Raw genomic sequence first — 17,380 nt, 5'->3', positions numbered from 1 at the left:
CATGAATCGCAGATAAGACGCGGAATCCAGCGTTCCATGATGGCAGGCGAAGGACGGCGCAGTTGGAAGACGAATGGTCATTTGTCAGGAGGTTGGCAGTTCGGCTGCGGCAGGAGAGCGCCATCCTGGTTCTGGCGACGCTGATTGCCGCACTCGCCCTGTTTGAAGGCATCAATACCGGCGCCGTATTCTGGATCTGGGCGATTGTCATGATCGTCACACTGCTTCGCCCGCCGCTCGTCGAGCGGGTCGAGGTTCCGTCGCAGGCCGAGACTCCGTCCGTTGATGCGCAAGCCCTGCTCCGCACCGCCTTTGCAGGACTGGCAGCACTCGATATGCCAGTGCTGATCATCGACCGAGAGGCATCGGTGCTGGTGCAGAACATGGCCGTCGAAAAAGCCTTCGGTGCCTTTCCGATCGGCGCACATATTTCCTCCAAGCTGCGCTCGCCGGGTCTGCTCGACATGGTGCGCGAGACCATCGCGACCAATACGCCGAACCAGATCGAGCATTCCGAGCGCCTGCCTTCGGAACGGGTCTATGTCGTCCGCATCGCGCCGATTGATCTGCCGGAGATCGACAGGCAGGAAGATGCGCTCTTCCTGCTCTCCTTCCGCGACATATCGGAGCTGCGCCACATCGACCGCATGCGATCCGATTTCGTCGCCAATGCCAGCCACGAATTGCGCACGCCGCTGGCGTCGCTGCGAGGCTTCATCGAGACGATCCAGGGACCTGCCAAAGCCGATCCGAAGGCGCAGCAGCGTTTCCTCGGCATCATGCTCGATCAGACGACGCGCATGAGCAGGCTGGTCGACGACCTCCTGTCGCTGTCGCGTCTGGAGCTGAAGTCGCATATCGCGCCGGATCAGAAGGTGGATCTCGTGCCCCTGCTCGGCCACGTGCGAGACTCCCTGTTGCCGCTGGCCGGTGATCTCGATGTCAGCATCAATCTGCATTTGCCGGCGGGCAAGGTGGAAGTATTGGGCGATCGCGACGAGCTGGTGCAGGTCTTCGAAAACCTGATCGAGAATGCCTGCAAATACGGCCAGGAAGGCAAGTCGGTCGAGGTTTCGCTGCTGAACGGTGCCGGCCAGGCCGTCGAGGTCGTCGTCTCGGACAAGGGGCCGGGGATACCCGCAGAACATGTGCCGCGCCTGACCGAGCGCTTCTATCGCGTTAACGTTGAGGATAGCCGGTCCAAGAAGGGAACCGGTCTCGGGCTTGCCATCGTCAAGCACATTCTGACCCGCCATCGCGCCAGACTGATCGTCAAGTCGGAAGTCGGAAAGGGAACCGACTTTACGGTTCGCTTCTGACAAGCTCTACCTGCCCCGGTTTAGGTGGCGATTTATCCAAATTATATCAGGCATATAGCCTGTCATAATTGTTTCACTCGCCTGACATAAAAGGGCGGTGTTTTCGCCAGTAAGAATGGACTGCTGAAAAAGTGGATGTGGCCTCCACCTCGGCGCTCTTCAAAGCTCATCAGGGGGATTCGTTGTGAATGCTTTGAAAATATCCATTCTTGCGCTGGTTGCATCGGTTGCCCTTGCCGGCACTGCAACCGCCCGCGATCAAATTCAGATCGCCGGTTCATCGACCGTATTCCCATATGCCAAGATCGTGGCCGAAACTTTCGGCGAGACCTTCACCAACTTTAAGACCCCGGTGGTCGAGTCCGGCGGCTCCGGAGCCGGCCTGAAGGAATTCTGCAAGGGTGTGGGAACGGATTCGATCGACATCGCCAATTCGTCGCGTCCCATCAAGGACAGCGAAGTCGCAGCCTGCAAGGCTGCCGGTGTCGCTGACATCCAGCAGGTCAAGATCGGCTATGACGGCATCGTCTTTGCTTTCGACAAAAGCAATCCGGATATCAGGTTCGAACCGGTCGATCTCTACAAGGCGCTTGCTGCCGAGGTCGTCGTCGATGGCAAGCTCGTCGCCAATCCTTATAAGAAGTGGTCTGAGATCAATCCATCGCTGCCGGATTTTGAAATCGCCGCCTATATTCCGGGCGAGAAGCATGGCACGCGCGAAGTTTTCGAAGAGAAGGTGCTTGCTGCCGGCTGCAAGGCTTCCGGCGCGGCCGATGTCATCAAGGTAGCATTCTCCGACGCGGCTCAGCAGGCCAAGAAATGCATTGCCGTGCGCAAGGATGGCGCCGCAGTCGATATCGATGGCGACTATCCCGAAACCTTGGCCCGCATCAATGCCAACAAGCATGGCATTGGCGTGTTCGGCCTGTATTTTTTCCAGAACAACGCCGACAAGCTGAAGGTCGCCACCGTCAGCGGCATTGTGCCCTCGGGCGAGACGATCGCCGATGGCACCTATCCGGTATCGCGGCCGCTGTTCTTCTACGTCAAGAAAGCCCATCTGGGTGTGGTCCCGGGGCTCAAGGAATATGTCGATTTCTTCACGAGCGATCAGATGATCGGACCGGACGGCCCGCTGGCGGAATATGGCCTCGTGCCGGCGCCGGATGCTGAACGCGACCAGATCCGCAAGGATTTCGCGGGCGGGAAGATCATGTGACTGCTGAAGGGTCGGGCACCAGGGCGGCTTTCGGCTGCCCCGGGGTTCGCCGGGGAATGGGAATGAGTGTATCGCTGCTGCTGCTCTGCTTGTCGGTCTTCGGCGCCTCCGCTTTCGTGCTGGGGCGGGTGAGGGCGGCCGCGCTGTCGGGCGGCAGGTCTTCGTCCATGCATTCCCGGCTCGGCTATCACGGTGCCTATGCCGCCATATGGGCGGTACTTCCGCCCCTGGCGCTCATCTGCGCCTGGCTGATCGTCAGTCCCATCGTCATCGACCGCCTGGTGACCAAATCCTTTCCCGAGGAGGTTCAGTCTCTGCCGCCGGCTGAGCTCAATCTCAGCTACGGCATGGTGCGCAGCATCGCCCGCGGCATGCGCATGCTCGATAGCCAGGAGCTTGCCGATGTCGATGGCGGCAAGGCCGATCTTCAGTTGCTGCTGGCGCAGAAGGGCGTTCCACTCGCCGTACGCCCCACGGGCTACATGATCGAGGCCGCGAATAGATATAATGGCATGCGCGAATTGAGCCGCATGGTCATGGCGGCGGCGGCGATCGTCCTGTCGTTGCTTTGCGCGGCCCATGGCCTTCACGCGATTGCGCCGCGTTTTCGCGCCCGCAACCGGGTCGAGCAGGTCATCCTCGGAGCCCTGATCGTTGCCTCCTCCATCGCGGTGCTGACAACGGTCGGCATCGTCGTTTCCATGCTTTCGGAAGCGGCGCGTTTCTTCAGTATGGTGCCGGCCAGCGAGTTCTTCTTCGGTACCGTCTGGGACCCGCGCTTCACCGGCGCCGGCGCGCAGACCTCGGGCACCTTCGGTCTGATCCCGCTCCTGGCAGGTACGGTCTATATCGGCTTCGTCGCCATGCTCTTTGCCGTGCCTATCGGCCTGTTCGCCGCGATCTACATGGCCGAATATGCCTCGGCTCGCGTTCGCTCCATCGCCAAGCCGATGCTGGAGGTTCTGGCCGGCATTCCAACGATCGTCTACGGCTTCTTCGCCCTTGTCACAGTCGGCCCCTTCCTGCGCGATATCTCCGCCGAGATCGACGGGCTTATGACCGGAAACTACAGAAGCTTCATCGAGGCGCAGAGCGTTTTGACGGCTGGCTTCGTCATGGGCGTGATGCTCATCCCTTACGTCTCCTCGCTGTCGGACGATATCATCATGGCCGTGCCGCGGTCGCTGCGCGACGGCTCGCTCGGCCTCGGCGCCACCCGCTCGGAAACGGTCAAGCGCGTCCTGCTGCCGGCCGCTCTTCCCGGCATCGTCGGCGCGCTGCTGATGACCGCGTCGCGGGCGATCGGCGAAACCATGATCGTGGTGCTGGCCGCAGGCGTTGCCGCGCGCATGCAGCTCGATCCCTTCGAACCGATGACGACGGTCACGGTGAAGATCGTCAATCAGCTGACCGGCGATCTGGAGTTCACTTCGCCGCAGACGCTCGTCGCCTTCGCCCTCGGCATCACGCTGTTCTGCCTGACGCTGTGCCTCAACGTCTATGCGCTCTACATTGTCCGTCGATACAGGGAGCAATACGAATGAGCGACGTCGTATCTTCCTCTCAGCTCAACATGCCGCGCGGTCTGACGCCGGGTGCGTCTGTACACCGCGATATCGGCATTAAGCGGCGCTATGCCGCCGAGCGTCGCTTTCGCGCCTATGGGATGACCGCCGTCATCTTCGGTCTCGTCTTCCTTATCATCCTGGTCTCGACCGTGGTCCGCACAGGCTATACCGCCTTTGTCCAGACTTCGATCACCCTGCCGATCGAATTTACCGAGAAGGTAATCGACCCGACGGGTAAGCGCATGAACGATCCGAAGGTGCTGATCGCTGCCAATTACCCCGTACTGGTGCGCGATGCGTTGGTGAAAGCGCTTGGCATCGATCCGGCCAATCGCACGCTTGTGCGCGAGGCGATGGCGATGGTGTCGGACAGTGCCAGGATCGTGTTGCGCGACAGAGTCGTTGCCAACCCCTCGATCATCGGGACGACACAGAACGTCACATTTCTGGCCAGCGCCAACATCGATTCCGCCAACAAGGGGCAGATCGATCTGACCGTCAGCGAGAAGGATCGCAAGATTTCCGACCGCCAGGTCGCATGGATGAAGCAACTCAGCGAAAGCGGCGCGCTTCACAAGGCCTTCAACAGCGGTCTCTTTCTGTCGGGCAATTCGAGCCGGCCGGAAGCCGCCGGGCTTGGTGTCGCGCTGATCGGCTCGCTCTACCTGATGCTGACCGTTCTCGTGCTTGCCTTGCCGGTCGGCGTTGCTGCCTCGATCTATCTGGAAGAGTTCGCACCGAAGAACCGGCTGACGGATCTGATCGAGGTCAACATCAACAATCTCGCTGCCGTCCCCTCGATCGTCTATGGCCTGCTGGGTCTCTCGGTCTTCATCAACATGATGGGGCTGCCGCGCTCGGCATCGCTGGTCGGCGGCCTTGTACTGAGCCTGATGACGCTGCCGATGATCATCATCGCCACGCGCTCGGCCTTGCGTGCCGTGCCGCCGTCGATCCGCAGCGCGGCGCTCGGTCTTGGCGCATCGCGCATGCAGATGGTCTTACATCATGTTCTGCCGCTCGCGATGCCTGGCATTCTGACGGGCACGATCCTAGGGCTTGCCCATGCGCTCGGAGAGACCGCGCCACTGCTTCTGATCGGCATGGTCGCCTTTGTCGCCAATTATCCGGCATCGCCGCTCGATCCTTCGACGGCGTTGCCGGTGCAGATCTATATGTGGGCGAGCGAAGCCGAGCGAGCCTTCGTCGAAAGAACGTCCGGCGCCATCATCGTGCTCCTCTTCTTCCTCGTCGCGATGAACATCGGCGCCATCCTGCTGCGCCGCCGCTTCGAGCGGCGCTGGTAAGGGAGGGCGCACGAAATGAACATGATGACGGAAGCTGCCAGCGAAAGAGCCTTGGCCAAGAAGATGACGACGATCCCTTACAAGATGATCGGCCAGGACGTTTCTGTGTTCTACGGCGACAAGCGGGCGCTCTTCGACGTCAATCTGAAGATCCGCGCCAATACGGTCACGGCCCTGATCGGCCCTTCCGGCTGTGGCAAGTCCACCTTCCTGCGCTGCCTCAACCGCATGAACGATACGATCGAGACCTGCCGCGTCACCGGCAAGATCACGCTCGACGATCAGGATGTCTACGACGACAGCATCGATGTCGTGGAATTGCGCGCCCGCGTCGGCATGGTCTTCCAGAAGCCCAACCCGTTTCCGAAGTCGATCTACGAGAACGTCGCCTACGGCCCGCGCATCCATGGCCTGCATCGCTCAAAGGCCGATCTCGAGCATATCGTCGAAACCAGTCTGCAGAAGGCCGGTCTATGGGGTGAGGTGAAGGATCGGCTCCATGATGCCGGCACGAGCCTGTCGGGCGGCCAGCAGCAGCGCCTCTGCATCGCGCGCGCCGTTGCTGTCAGCCCGGAGGTGATCCTGATGGATGAGCCGTGCTCGGCGCTCGATCCGATCGCAACCGCCAAGGTCGAGGATCTCATCCACGAGCTTCGGGAGAATTTTACCATCGTCATCGTGACGCATTCCATGCAGCAGGCCGCTCGTGTCTCGCAGCGTACCGCAATGTTCCATCTCGGCCACCTGGTCGAGGAGAACGACACCGATAAGATGTTCACCAATCCCGACGATTTCCGCACGCAGGATTACATCATGGGCCGTTTTGGTTGATGATGGCAGGCGCGCGGCTCCTTTCACACAGTTCACTTGAGGATAGAAAAATGGTCTCCACTCACATTCTCTCAGCCTATGACGAAGACCTGAAGTTTCTGACGCGTCGCATTGCCGAAATGGGCGGCCTGGCCGAGCAGATGGTTAGCGACAGCGTACGCGCTCTCGTCAACAGCGACGCGGCCCTGGCCCAGAAGGTCATCTCCGACGACGTCGTTCTCGACCATGCCGAGCGCGAAGTTGGTGACAAGGCGATCGTCACCATCGCTCGTCGTCAGCCGATGGCAGCGGACCTGCGCGAAATCATGGGCTCGATCCGCATCGCCTCCGATCTGGAGCGCGTCGGTGATCTCGGCAAGAATACCGCAAAGCGCGTCATCGCCGTTCAGGGCACGGGCGTGCCGCGTCGTCTCGCTCGTGGCATCGAACACCTCTCCGAACTGGCACTGAGCCAGCTCAAGGAAGTTCTTGATGTTTACGCGACCCGCTCGCCCGATAAGGCCGTGTCGATCCGCGAACGCGACGAGGAAATCGACGCCATGTACACCTCGCTCTTCCGCGAGATGCTGACCTACATGATGGAAGATCCGCGCAACATCACCACCTGCACGCATCTTCTCTTCTGCGCCAAGAACATCGAGCGCATCGGCGACCATGCCACCAACATCGCCGAGACGATCTATTACATGGCGACCGGTGCTCAGCCGGAAGGCGAGCGCCCGAAGGACGATACCGCCAACACCGTCGGCGCAGTGACGGAATAATCTGGAAGCGAAGAAAGGAGACCATAGGCGCATGGTTCCGAGAGTTGCTGTTGTAGAAGACGAGGAAGCGCTTAGCGTTCTGCTGCGCTACAATCTTGAGGCCGAAGGCTTCGAGGTCGACACGATCCTCAGAGGTGATGAGGCCGAGCTGCGTCTCCAGGAGCGCATCCCCGATCTCCTGATCCTCGACTGGATGCTCCCCGGCGTGTCCGGCATCGAGCTCTGCCGCCGGCTGCGTATGCGGCCGGAGACGGAGCGCTTGCCGATCATCATGCTGACGGCTCGCGGCGAGGAAAGCGAGCGCGTGCGCGGACTTTCGACCGGCGCGGACGATTACGTCGTCAAGCCGTTCTCGACGCCGGAGCTGATGGCCCGCGTCAAGGCGATGCTGCGGCGCGCCCGCCCGGAGGTTCTCTCCACGGTGCTGCGTTGCGGCGATATCGAGCTGGACCGCGAAACCCATCGCGTCCACCGCAAGAGCCGCGAAGTCCGGCTGGGGCCGACAGAATTCCGCCTGCTGGAGTTCCTGATGTCCTCGCCAGGCCGCGTCTTCTCGCGTTCGCAGCTACTCGATGGCGTATGGGGGCACGATATCTACGTCGATGAACGCACGGTCGACGTCCATGTCGGCCGTCTGCGCAAGGCGCTCAATTTCTCCAATATGCAGGATGTCATCCGTACCGTTCGCGGCGCGGGCTATTCCATGGAAGCCTGAGCGGCTTGCCGCTCGGGTGTTACTAAATAGCGGCGGAAATAGAAAAACGGGCCTCGAGGGGCCCGTTTCTCTTTGTCTTGCGGTAACTTTCAGCCGTTGTTGCGACGGCGGTCATGCACCGGCTGGTAGGCCATGCGCTGATGATAGGTGCAGTAGGGCGACGAATCCGGGCTGTCATTGCCGCAGAAGTGGAAGTCGTCCTTCAGCGGATCCCCGACCGGCCATTTGCAGGTGCGTTCCGTCAGCTCCGTCAGGCCGAGGCGGCGGGAGATCGGAACGACGACGTTCGATGCCGGGCGATACTGAATTTCATTGACGGAATCGATCTCGATCTCTTCCTTCAGCATGGTTGCACCCTGCTGGCGGGCGACCACGGTGCGGGTAGCGACGCGCGAGCCGTAGGTCGTTGCGCGAGGAGCCGCGGCACTGCGCTTTGGCGTGCGCGTCGCGGTTGCCGTGCCGCCCGCCTTCGCTCGGCCAGGAAGGTTCAGGCGGTGCACCTTGCCGATAACGGCATTACGGCTCACGCCACCGAGCTGCGCAGCGATCTGGCTGGCGCTCAACCCTTCGGACCATAGCTTTTTCAGCTTCTCGACGCGTTCGTCTGTCCAATTCATGCCCTGTCTCCGCTGTCGCGTTTCCGATGGCAGAATCCCTCACCATTGCCTCGCATGGGAACGAGGCGCGAAACGCTCTAAAATTGTGGTGACTAGTTCCGCCGCATGCAGTCTAGCAATTGCTTTTTAACCTAGTGTGAGGCTGACTCCGTGACAAGAGTCGCGAGAATCTTGAGGAATCGATTTCGAGGTTTTCCCCAACTTGCTGCCTAGGCGTGGCATTTCTGCAATAGGCGCCGCCGAACCTATCTCTTTTGCCCGCAAGCGCTATCTCGCACCTGCTAAAACGCCAGTTTTGTTGACATCGCGATGCAAAACATCAATAGTGCCCGGGCCGCCGCAAGGCGGCATTTTTGATTTTTTCGGACCCGTTTCATCAAATCGAAGCGATCGGTCCTTAAAGTTGTGATCAGGAGATATGGCCATGGCCGAGACCACGCCGCTTTATGACACCTATATGCGCGCTCCGTTACGGTTCGAGCGAGGCGAGGGCGTCTGGCTGGTCACCGAAAATGGCGAGCGCTACCTCGATTTCGCAGCCGGCGTCGCGGTCAACTCGCTCGGTCACGCCCATCCTCATCTCGTCGCCGAATTGAAGGCCCAGGCCGACAAGGTCTGGCACCTGTCGAACCTCTACGAGGTGCCCGGTCAGGAGAAGCTGTCGAAGCGGCTGACGGAAGCGACCTTCGCCGACAAGGTATTCTTCACCAATTCGGGCGCCGAGGCGCTGGAATGCGCCATCAAGACGGCGCGGCGCTATCAATTCGCCAAGGGGCATCCCGAAAAGTTCCACATCATCACCTTCGAGGGCGCCTTCCACGGCCGCACCATCGCGACCATCGCCGCCGGCGGCCAGGAGAAGTATATCGAGGGCTTCGGGCCTAAGGCACCGGGTTTTGACCAAGTGCAGTTCGGTGATCTCGATGCCGTGCGTGCCGCCATCACGGATGCGACAGCCGGGATCCTGATCGAGCCGGTCCAGGGTGAGGGCGGCATCCGTCCGGCCACCAATGAATTCCTGCGCGGGCTGCGTGAGATCTGCGACGAACACGGCCTGCTGCTGATCCTCGACGAAGTACAGTGTGGCGTCGGCCGCACTGGCAAGCTTTTCGCCTATGAATGGGCCGGCATCAAGCCTGATATCATGGCTGTCGCCAAGGGCATCGGCGGCGGTTTCCCGCTCGGTGCCTGCCTTGCGACGGCGGAAGCCGCCTCAGGCATGAAGGCAGGCACCCACGGTTCCACCTATGGCGGCAATCCGCTCGCCATGGCGGTCGGAAATGCCGTTCTCGATATCGTGCTTGCCGAAGGCTTCCTGCAGCATGTGCGCGATGTCTCGCTGGTCTTCCGCCAGGGGCTCGCCTCGCTCAAGGATCGTTTTCCTGACATCATCGAGGACGTTCGCGGCGAAGGTCTGATGCTCGGCATCAAGGCGGCCATTCCGCAGGCAGAGCTGCTGCAGGCTATCCGTGCCGAGCATCTGCTCGGCGTGCCGGCCGGCGATAACGTCATCCGCCTTCTGCCGCCGCTGGTCGTCACCGCCGAAGAAGCACGCGAAGGTCTTGCCCGCCTGGAGCGTGCCGCCGAGCGTGCGCGCGCAGCTCGCACCAAGAAATCGGCTTGAGTTCAACGCCCGTAGATGGGGCGTTCCTGCCCCACGCGGGCGTTATTGTTTTTTCTGGAGCACAGGTAAGGACATGGCTTCTCCGAAACACTTTCTCGACCTCTCTGCCGTTCCGGCGGCCGATCTGCGCAACATCATCGATGACGCGATCGTGCGAAAGAGCGCGCAGAAGGCCGGCACTGCCGACAAGCCGCTGGCCGGCAAGATGCTGGCGATGATCTTCGAGAAGCCGTCCACCCGAACCCGCGTTTCCTTCGATGTCGGCATGCGACAGCTGGGCGGCGAGACGCTGTTCCTCTCCGGCACCGAAATGCAGCTTGGCCGCGCCGAAACGATCGGCGATACGGCCAAGGTGCTGTCGCGCTATGTCGATGCCATCATGATCCGCACGACCGATCATTCGCGCCTGCTGGAGCTGGCGGAACATGCGACGGTTCCCGTCATCAATGCGCTGACCGACGATACGCATCCTTGCCAGATCATGGCCGACATCATGACCTTCGAAGAGCATCGCGGCCCGATCAAGGGCAAGACGCTCGCCTGGACGGGCGACGGCAACAACGTGCTGCATTCGCTGATCGAAGGGGCCGCGCGCTTCGGCTATCGCATGAATATGGCGGTACCCCTTGGCTCCGAGCCGAAGGATCACTATCTGAACTGGGCCCGCAACGAGGGCGCCGAAATCATGCTCTCGCATGATGCAGACCGTGCGGTCGCCGGCGCCGATTGCGTGGTAACCGATACCTGGGTTTCCATGAATCAGGAGCACCGGGCACGCGGTCACAACGTCTTCCAGCCCTATCAGGTCAACAAGGCTTTGATGGCACAGGCCGGCAAAGACGCTTTGTTCATGCATTGCCTGCCTGCTCATCGCGGGGAGGAGGTGACGGACGAGGTGATCGATGGCCCGCAATCCGTTGTCTTCGATGAGGCGGAAAACCGCCTTCATGCGCAAAAGTCGATTCTTGCTTGGTGCCTGGGCGCGATCTGAAGATATTAAACCGCGTCTCAAGGGCGCGGGCGCAGTAGGAGTAAAGCAATGGCCGAAAATGCCGCAACGCTGGGTCAGTTTGATTTCGCCGGTGACGATCATGTCGTTCCCTTCCAGGTGGAAGGTCTGGACGTGCGCGGCCGTGCCGTACAGCTCGGTCCGCTGCTGGACGCGATCCTTGCCCGGCATGACTATCCGACGCCGGTTGCACGCCTTCTGGCGGAGGCCATCGTCCTGACCGTCCTGCTTGGCACGTCGCTGAAATTCGAAGGCAAGTTTACCGTACAGACCAAGGGCGACGGTCCCGTCGACCTTCTGGTTGCCGATTTCACGACGCCGGAAAACGTTCGCGCCTATGCCCGTTTCGACGAAGAAGCACTGGAAAAGGCAGTCGCCGAAGGCCGGACCGAGCCGGAACAGCTGCTCGGCAAGGGCGTCCTCGCCTTCACCATCGATCAGGGCCGTTTCAGCCAGCCCTATCAGGGCATTGTCGCGCTTGATGGCGCCTCGCTCGAAGAGATTGCCGGCACCTATTTCCGTCAGTCGGAGCAGATCCCGACGCGCGTGCGTCTGGGGGCGGCAGAACTTTTCGACCGTGATGAGAACGGCAAGCCGCGTCACCGCTGGCGGGCCGGTGGCCTGATCGCGCAGTTCCTGCCCGAAGCGCCCGAGCGTATGCGTCAGCCGGACCTGCATGGCGGCGATGGCGATACCGGCGTGCGCGATCATGTCGAAGACGATGCCTGGGCGGAGGCACGCAGCCTGGTGGAAACCATCGATGCCGATGAGCTGACGGATCCGCAGGTTGGCACCGAGCGCCTTCTCTATCGCCTGTTCCACGAGCGTGGCGTACGCGTCTACGAGCCGAAGGCCGTCTATGACCGCTGTTCGTGCTCGCGCGACAAGCTGAAGGGCGTCTTGAAGGGCTTCACGGCCGAGGAGATCGAGGCCAGCCAGGAGAATGGCGAGATCGCCGTCACTTGTGAATTCTGCTCTACGACGTATCGCTTCGACGTGTCGGAGATAGAGGCGGCCTGATGTTGCCGATTTTGTCGGCTCAGTTCAGCGTGCGCAACAGGTTGGGCGTATCCAGAGAAAAGGCGGGGATCTTGACATGGAATTGCTCTCCGTCGTCCGTTTCCATCTGGTAATGGCCGAACATCATGCCTGACGGCGTATCCAGCGGGCAGCCCGATGAATATTCATAGGTATCGCCGGGTTTCAGATGCGGCTGCTCGCCGACGACGCCCGGCCCCGTCACCTCATCCACCATGCCATTCATGTCGGTGATGTGCCAGTAGCGTGTCACCAGCTTCACGGCCTTCTTCGAATGGTTGGATATGACGATGCGGTATCCCCAGACATAGCGATCGTCGTCCGGATCGGATTGCTCCTCCAGATAAAAAGGTTCGACGACAACCTCGATGTCGCGTGTTAGGGCGCGATACATGCCTGATACCTTGCCACTGCCCTGAAGCGCCGAGCGCTTCTCCAAGCCTCACTGCCGCTTCAGCATTTCCACATTCGCGGCATATTATCCGCATTCCACCACCCCCGCCAAGAGCGGGATATCTAGCGGTATCCTATAACCAGCCCGCTCCGTCAAGGAACGGCGTGATGAAAACTTGCGTGAACGGGTAGAGCCTTCCCGGCATTTAGCTATTACAGCTAATAACGAAGGTTAACGAGACGTCGAAAGAAGTATCTCAAATCGTCTGTCATTTGGTATTCTCTGACATGAAGCCTCTCTCTCCACTTTTGGTGAGAAGAAACGCTTGCCGCAGCCAAAGGTGCACTTGTAGGTTGCCCGTCATATCTGCAGCCCGCCGATCAAAATCTCCAGCTCATATAATTCCTCATTTCATCTTATGTTCCCTGGGGGTGTGACCGCAATTTTCATCGGAAGGCATTTCGGCTATCATCTGATTCTGGCATGGCCCGTGCCTCCCCCCTCCATTCGGGAAAGTATATTTCATGCGGGGCCGTCGATATCAAAACCGACTGTTTGAGCGCCTGGCATAAGGAGGGGTTGCGGTCATTGCTCGCAATAGGAGGTTTAGATGAGGCTTTCTGCCCCTGTTTATCATTTAAAGCGCAAGGCTAGGCTCCTGTCTCGCCAGCAGAAAATCCCCTTGCACGCCGCGCTGGATCGCGTCGCGGCTGGCGAAGGCTTTGCGGGCTGGAGCTTGCTCGCAAGCAAAACGAGCTCAGCTGTGCCCATCGGTGAGCTATATTCGCGTCTGAGCCCGGGCGATCTGGTGCTGATCGGCGCGCGGCGCGGTCACGGCAAGACCCTAATGAGCTTGCGGCTCGCCGTCGAAGCCATGAAGGCTGGCAATCGCGGTGTCTTCTTCACGCTGGAGGACACGGAAAAGGTCGTCCTGGACCGTTTTCCTGTCATCGGTGCCGATTATGCGGAATTTGCCGATCTGTTTGAATTCGACAATTCAGATGCCATCAGCGCCGATTATATCGTCGAGAGGCTGGCCGGTGCGCCGCGTGGCACGTTGGCGGTCGTCGATTTTCTGCAGCTGCTCGATCAGAAACGGGAAAAACCGGAGCTGATGATCCAGGTCCGGGCGCTGAAGGCGTTTGCGCGCGCCAGAGGCGTGATCGTCGTCTTTGTCTCGCAGATCGACCGTTCCTATGATCCGGCGCTGAAACCAGTGCCCGATCTCTCGGATGTTCGCCTGCCGAATCCGCTGGATCTTAAATTGTTCGACAAGACGGTCTTCCTGAACAACGGTCTGGTTGAATTCAAGGCCGCTAGCTGACGAGCTACCCTATCTTTCGCGAGATTGCCCGATGGGGGCAGGTCGAGCCGCCCGGAAAAATCCGGGCGGCTCGATTGATATCAGGCGGAAACCTGCTCGAGCGCGCGGGCGAAGTCCTCGACCAGATCCGCGCTGTCTTCGATGCCGGCGGAGAAGCGCACGGTGCCCGGCGAAATGCCGAGCTCGGCGCGGGCCTCGTCGGTGAGGTTCTTGTGCGTCGTGGTGGCAGGATGGGTGATCAGGCTCTTCGAGTCGCCGAGATTGTTGGAAATCTTGACGATCTCCAGCGCATTCTGCAGCTTGAAGGCCGCTTCCTTGCCGCCCTTGAGCTCGAAGGCGACCAGCGTAGAGCCGCCGCTCATCTGCTTGGCGATGATATCGGCCTGCGGATGGTCCTTGCGGCCGGGATAGATCACGCGGGCGACCTTGTTGGTCTGCTCGGCGAGGAAATCGGCAACCTTGGAGGCGTTCGCCGTCTGCTGCGCAACGCGCAGCGGCAGCGTCTCAATGCCTTTCAGCAGCGTCCAGGCGGTAAAGGGAGACATGGCCGGGCCGGTGTGGCGGAAATAGTCCTGCAGGTTCTCGTCGATCCACTGCTTGTCGGAAAGGATGACGCCACCAAGCGAACGACCTTGGCCGTCGATATGTTTGGTGGCGGAGTAGACGACGATATGGGCGCCGAGTTCCAAAGGCTTTTGGAAGAGCGGCGTGGCGAAGACGTTGTCGACCACGACCTTTGCGCCGATCTGGTTGGCGAGCTTGGCGACGGCGGCAATATCGACCACTTCCAGCGTCGGGTTGGTCGGGCTTTCGAGGAAGAACACCTTGGTGTTCGGGCGGATGGCCTTTTCCCAGTTCTCGGTAAAGCGGCCGTCGACCAGCGTGCATTCGATGCCGTATTTCGGCGCCAGCGTCTCGACCACCCAGCGGCAGGAGCCGAAGAGGGCGCGGGCAGCGACGATATGATCGCCGGCCTTCAGCTGGCAAAGGATGGCTGCGGAGACAGCGGCCATGCCGGACGCGGTGGCGCGGGCGTCTTCAGCGCCTTCCAGCGCGCACATGCGCTTTTCGAACATGTCGTTGGTGGGGCTGCCGTAGCGGGCGTAGATGAAACCATCCGTCTCGCCCTTGAAGCGGGCTTCCGCCGCTTCCGAGGTCTCATAGACGAAGCCCTGGGTCAGATAGATTGCTTCGGAGGTCTCGCCGAATTGCGAACGGAGCGTTCCGTTGTGTACGAGCTGGGTTGCGGGGCGCCAAGTCTTGCTCATGCCATCACCACTTTCAAAACAAAAAAACCGGTCGCGAAAGCAGACCGGTTCAACCCCGGTCTTTTTAGCCATTTGTTTAACGTGGCTGCAAGCCGACCGGCCAAATCACCACGGGATAAGTTGCAATACTGCCGTTGACGGCTTGCGTCAATTCCCCGAGTTTGGTTTTGTCTGCGACAAATTATGAGAGAAGCATGATGGCTCGCAATACTGGAATTTTGGCCGATCGCGCCATCGCAGCGCTGTTTGAAACGGGGCGGCTGACGAGCGAGAGAGAACTGGACGTCGATCAGATCCAGCCGGCAAGCCTTGACCTGCGGCTCGGCTCGCATGCCTTCCGCGTCCGCGCCAGCTTCATGCCCGGTCCATCACATCTCGTCGCCGACAAGCTCGACCGGCTGAAACTGCATGTGGTCGATCTCTCCGAAGGCGCTGTGCTGGAAACGGGCTGCGTCTATATTGTGCCGCTGATGGAGCGGCTGGATCTACCCGAGGATATGTCGGCCTCCGCCAATCCGAAGAGCTCGACCGGCCGTCTCGACATCTTCACCCGCGTCATCACCGACCGGGCGCAGGAGTTCGACAAGATCCCGGCCGGCTATTCCGGCCCGCTCTATCTCGAAATCAGCCCGCGCACCTTCCCGATCGTCGTTCGCCGCGGTTCGCGCCTGTCGCAGATCCGCTTCCGCGTCGGCCAGGCCCTGCTCACCGAGCCGGAACTGCTGGCGCTACACGAGAGCGAGACGCTGGTCGCCAGCAAGAAGCCGAATATCACCGGCGGCGGCATCGCGCTCTCGATCGATCTTGCCGGCGACAAGGAAGGCCTGATCGGCTATCGCGGCAAGCACCATACCGCCGTCGTCGACGTCGACAAAAAGGCCCAGCACGATATTTTCGATTTCTGGGAACCGCTCTATAGCCGCGGCCGCACCGAGCTGATCCTCGATCCCGATGAATTCTACATCCTCGTCTCGCGCGAGGCTGTGCATGTGCCGCCGCATTTCGCCGCCGAGATGACGCCGTTCGATCCGCTGGTCGGCGAATTCCGCGTCCACTATGCCGGCTTCTTCGATCCCGGCTTCGGCCATGCCCCGGCCGGCGGCCGCGGCAGCCGCGCCGTGCTTGAAGTGCGCAGCCACGAAGTGCCCTTCATCCTCGAGGATGGCCAGATCGTCGGTCGCCTGATCTATGAACACATGCTGGAACAGCCAAGCAGCCTCTACGGCTCCGGCCTCGGCTCGAACTACCAGGCACAGGGCCTGAAGCTCTCCAAGCACTTCCGGCTTTGATCGATTGCCGACCGGCCTTGACAGAGGCCGGTAACTGTTGGACATCTCACGATGTCAGGCGGGTGTAGCTCAATGGTAGAGCAGCAGCTTCCCAAGCTGAATACGAGGGTTCGATTCCCTTCACCCGCTCCATAATCTTCACGCCAGAAGCGGTCTCTTCGTTTTCAGCGTTTCCTTCAGCGCTTCCCCAAAAATTGCGATCGGCCGCGCCAGCCGCCCCGCCGGCGGCCGATGCACCAGCCAGTTGACGACTTTCGGGCTGAAATCCGGGGCTTCGACGATTTCGACCAAATCGCGCCAGCGGCTGTCCGCCAGTGCGGCAGGTGTTAAAACACCGATGCCGAGACCGCGCGCGACCAGCGACATTCTGAGATCGGCGCTCATGGCCTCGACGCCGACGTCGAAGGGCAGGCGTTCGGCTTCGAAGCGATGCTGGATGAAGGCGCGAAAGCCGCAGCCGCTCTGGTTCATGATCCACGGGAAGCGGGAGAGATCTTCCAATCTCGGTTCCTTGGGGACGCCCAGCGACGGTGCCGCGACGAGAATGACGGCATGGACTCCGAGCATTTCGCCGACGACATTATCCGGCGGCTGCAGCCCTTCCGCGAGGCAGACGGTTGCCGCATCGAGCTGACTGTGAGCGACCTGTTCGATCAGTTGCGGCGACCAGCCGGTGACGACGCGCAGCGTCAATTGCGGAAACTGGCCGCGCAATTCGTCGAGCGGGGCCGATAAGGCCGCTTCGGAGAGATAGGGCATGATCCCGAGGCGGAATTCGCCGCCGATCGTGCCGCCGGGCGAAACGCCGGCCTTGAGATCGTCGAGCGAGCGCAGCACCCGACGGCCATGCTCATAGGCCTCGCGTCCTGCCGCCGTCGGCCGCAAGGGCTTCGATTGCCGGTCGAGCAGCGCGATGCCGAGGCTGTCTTCCAGGTTCTGTATGCGGCGGGTGATGCCTGGCTGGGTCAGATTGATGCGTGCGGAGGCGGCAACGATCGAACCTGTTTCCACCACTGCGACGAAAGCTTCCAGGTCATGAATGTTCATGCTGAGCTCGCATAATCATTATTAGTTCATTTCAATTGCCGCATTAT

Annotated in this window: 16 protein-coding genes, 1 tRNA gene and 1 riboswitch; of the genes, 13 read left to right on the top strand and 4 right to left on the bottom strand. The window is 60.7% G+C overall.

Going from position 1 to position 17,380, the window contains the following annotated elements; translation table 11 throughout:
* Positions 1-62 precede the first annotated feature (62 nt).
* The 7 genes from phoR (at position 63) to phoB (ending at position 7,723) form a co-directional block, all read left to right on the top strand.
* A complete protein-coding gene (gene phoR, locus FBZ99_RS12720; protein WP_145633438.1) occupies positions 63-1,319 on the top strand; it encodes a phosphate regulon sensor histidine kinase PhoR in 1,257 nt (418 codons plus the stop codon).
* A 184-nt stretch (positions 1,320-1,503) separates the two neighbouring features.
* Positions 1,504-2,538 carry a substrate-binding domain-containing protein gene (locus FBZ99_RS12715; protein ID WP_113351261.1) on the top strand — a complete coding sequence of 345 codons (1,035 nt, stop codon included), beginning with the start codon at positions 1,504-1,506 and terminating at the stop codon, positions 2,536-2,538.
* A 62-nt stretch (positions 2,539-2,600) separates the two neighbouring features.
* The gene (gene pstC / locus FBZ99_RS12710) at positions 2,601-4,082 is read left to right on the top strand and encodes a phosphate ABC transporter permease subunit PstC (protein ID WP_145633434.1); all 1,482 of its coding nucleotides are present in this window, start codon (positions 2,601-2,603) and stop codon (positions 4,080-4,082) included.
* Positions 4,079-5,413, top strand: a complete 1,335-nt coding sequence (gene pstA, locus FBZ99_RS12705) for a PstA family ABC transporter permease (protein ID WP_442966479.1) — start codon at positions 4,079-4,081, stop codon at positions 5,411-5,413. Before pstC ends, pstA begins: the two co-directional genes overlap by 4 nt.
* Positions 5,414-5,428: 15 nt before the next feature.
* Complete coding sequence (gene pstB / locus FBZ99_RS12700; protein WP_113332018.1) at positions 5,429-6,244, top strand: phosphate ABC transporter ATP-binding protein PstB; 816 nt, start codon at positions 5,429-5,431, stop codon at positions 6,242-6,244.
* Positions 6,245-6,294: 50 nt separating this feature from the next.
* Entirely contained in the window at positions 6,295-7,008 is a 714-nt protein-coding gene (phoU, locus tag FBZ99_RS12695; RefSeq protein WP_015338719.1) for a phosphate signaling complex protein PhoU, read from the top strand.
* A gap of 31 nt (positions 7,009-7,039) precedes the next feature.
* Positions 7,040-7,723, top strand: coding sequence for a phosphate regulon transcriptional regulator PhoB (gene phoB / locus FBZ99_RS12690; RefSeq protein ID WP_004128368.1), 684 nt, complete (start codon positions 7,040-7,042; stop codon positions 7,721-7,723).
* An 89-nt stretch (positions 7,724-7,812) separates the two neighbouring features.
* On the opposite strand, the gene FBZ99_RS12685 is transcribed toward phoB, so the two are convergent.
* The gene (locus tag FBZ99_RS12685; RefSeq protein ID WP_113332019.1) at positions 7,813-8,340 is read right to left on the bottom strand and encodes a GcrA family cell cycle regulator; all 528 of its coding nucleotides are present in this window, start codon (positions 8,338-8,340) and stop codon (positions 7,813-7,815) included.
* A gap of 424 nt (positions 8,341-8,764) precedes the next feature.
* On the opposite strand from FBZ99_RS12685, the gene FBZ99_RS12675 reads away from it, so the two are divergent.
* The 3 genes from FBZ99_RS12675 (at position 8,765) to FBZ99_RS12665 (ending at position 11,993) form a co-directional block, all read left to right on the top strand.
* The gene (locus FBZ99_RS12675) at positions 8,765-9,964 is read left to right on the top strand and encodes an aspartate aminotransferase family protein (RefSeq protein ID WP_113332020.1); all 1,200 of its coding nucleotides are present in this window, start codon (positions 8,765-8,767) and stop codon (positions 9,962-9,964) included.
* Between the two features lie 73 nt (positions 9,965-10,037).
* Positions 10,038-10,955, top strand: coding sequence for an ornithine carbamoyltransferase (gene argF, locus FBZ99_RS12670; RefSeq protein WP_069611241.1), 918 nt, complete (start codon positions 10,038-10,040; stop codon positions 10,953-10,955).
* Positions 10,956-11,003: 48 nt separating this feature from the next.
* Positions 11,004-11,993 carry an Hsp33 family molecular chaperone gene (locus tag FBZ99_RS12665; RefSeq protein WP_145633431.1) on the top strand — a complete coding sequence of 330 codons (990 nt, stop codon included), beginning with the start codon at positions 11,004-11,006 and terminating at the stop codon, positions 11,991-11,993.
* A 19-nt stretch (positions 11,994-12,012) separates the two neighbouring features.
* Here the strand turns inward: FBZ99_RS12665 and apaG are convergent, their stop codons facing one another.
* The gene (apaG, locus tag FBZ99_RS12660) at positions 12,013-12,405 is read right to left on the bottom strand and encodes a Co2+/Mg2+ efflux protein ApaG (RefSeq protein ID WP_113332090.1); all 393 of its coding nucleotides are present in this window, start codon (positions 12,403-12,405) and stop codon (positions 12,013-12,015) included.
* Positions 12,406-13,015: 610 nt separating this feature from the next.
* Between apaG and FBZ99_RS12655 the strand changes: the two genes are divergently transcribed.
* Entirely contained in the window at positions 13,016-13,729 is a 714-nt protein-coding gene (locus FBZ99_RS12655) for a DNA helicase (RefSeq protein WP_145633428.1), read from the top strand.
* A gap of 80 nt (positions 13,730-13,809) precedes the next feature.
* Here FBZ99_RS12655 and FBZ99_RS12650 read toward each other — a convergent pair whose 3' ends face one another.
* Positions 13,810-14,997, bottom strand: a complete 1,188-nt coding sequence (locus FBZ99_RS12650; RefSeq protein WP_113332023.1) for an O-succinylhomoserine sulfhydrylase — start codon at positions 14,995-14,997, stop codon at positions 13,810-13,812.
* A 43-nt stretch (positions 14,998-15,040) separates the two neighbouring features.
* Positions 15,041-15,119: riboswitch (SAM riboswitch) on the bottom strand.
* 72 nt (positions 15,120-15,191) lie between these two features.
* On the opposite strand from FBZ99_RS12650, the gene FBZ99_RS12645 reads away from it, so the two are divergent.
* A complete protein-coding gene (locus FBZ99_RS12645) occupies positions 15,192-16,286 on the top strand; it encodes a 2'-deoxycytidine 5'-triphosphate deaminase (protein ID WP_069611245.1) in 1,095 nt (364 codons plus the stop codon).
* Between the two features lie 58 nt (positions 16,287-16,344).
* Positions 16,345-16,418 (top strand) — tRNA-Gly (locus FBZ99_RS12640).
* 6 nt (positions 16,419-16,424) lie between these two features.
* Here the strand turns inward: FBZ99_RS12640 and FBZ99_RS12635 are convergent.
* Entirely contained in the window at positions 16,425-17,333 is a 909-nt protein-coding gene (locus FBZ99_RS12635; RefSeq protein ID WP_112722064.1) for a LysR family transcriptional regulator, read from the bottom strand.
* Positions 17,334-17,380 lie beyond the last annotated feature (47 nt).

Origin of the sequence: Rhizobium sp. ERR 1071 (assembly GCF_007828675.1) — a bacterium.
Taxonomy (GTDB): Bacteria; Pseudomonadota; Alphaproteobacteria; order Rhizobiales; family Rhizobiaceae; genus Rhizobium; species Rhizobium dioscoreae.
This window is presented reverse-complemented; position numbering and strand designations above follow the sequence as displayed.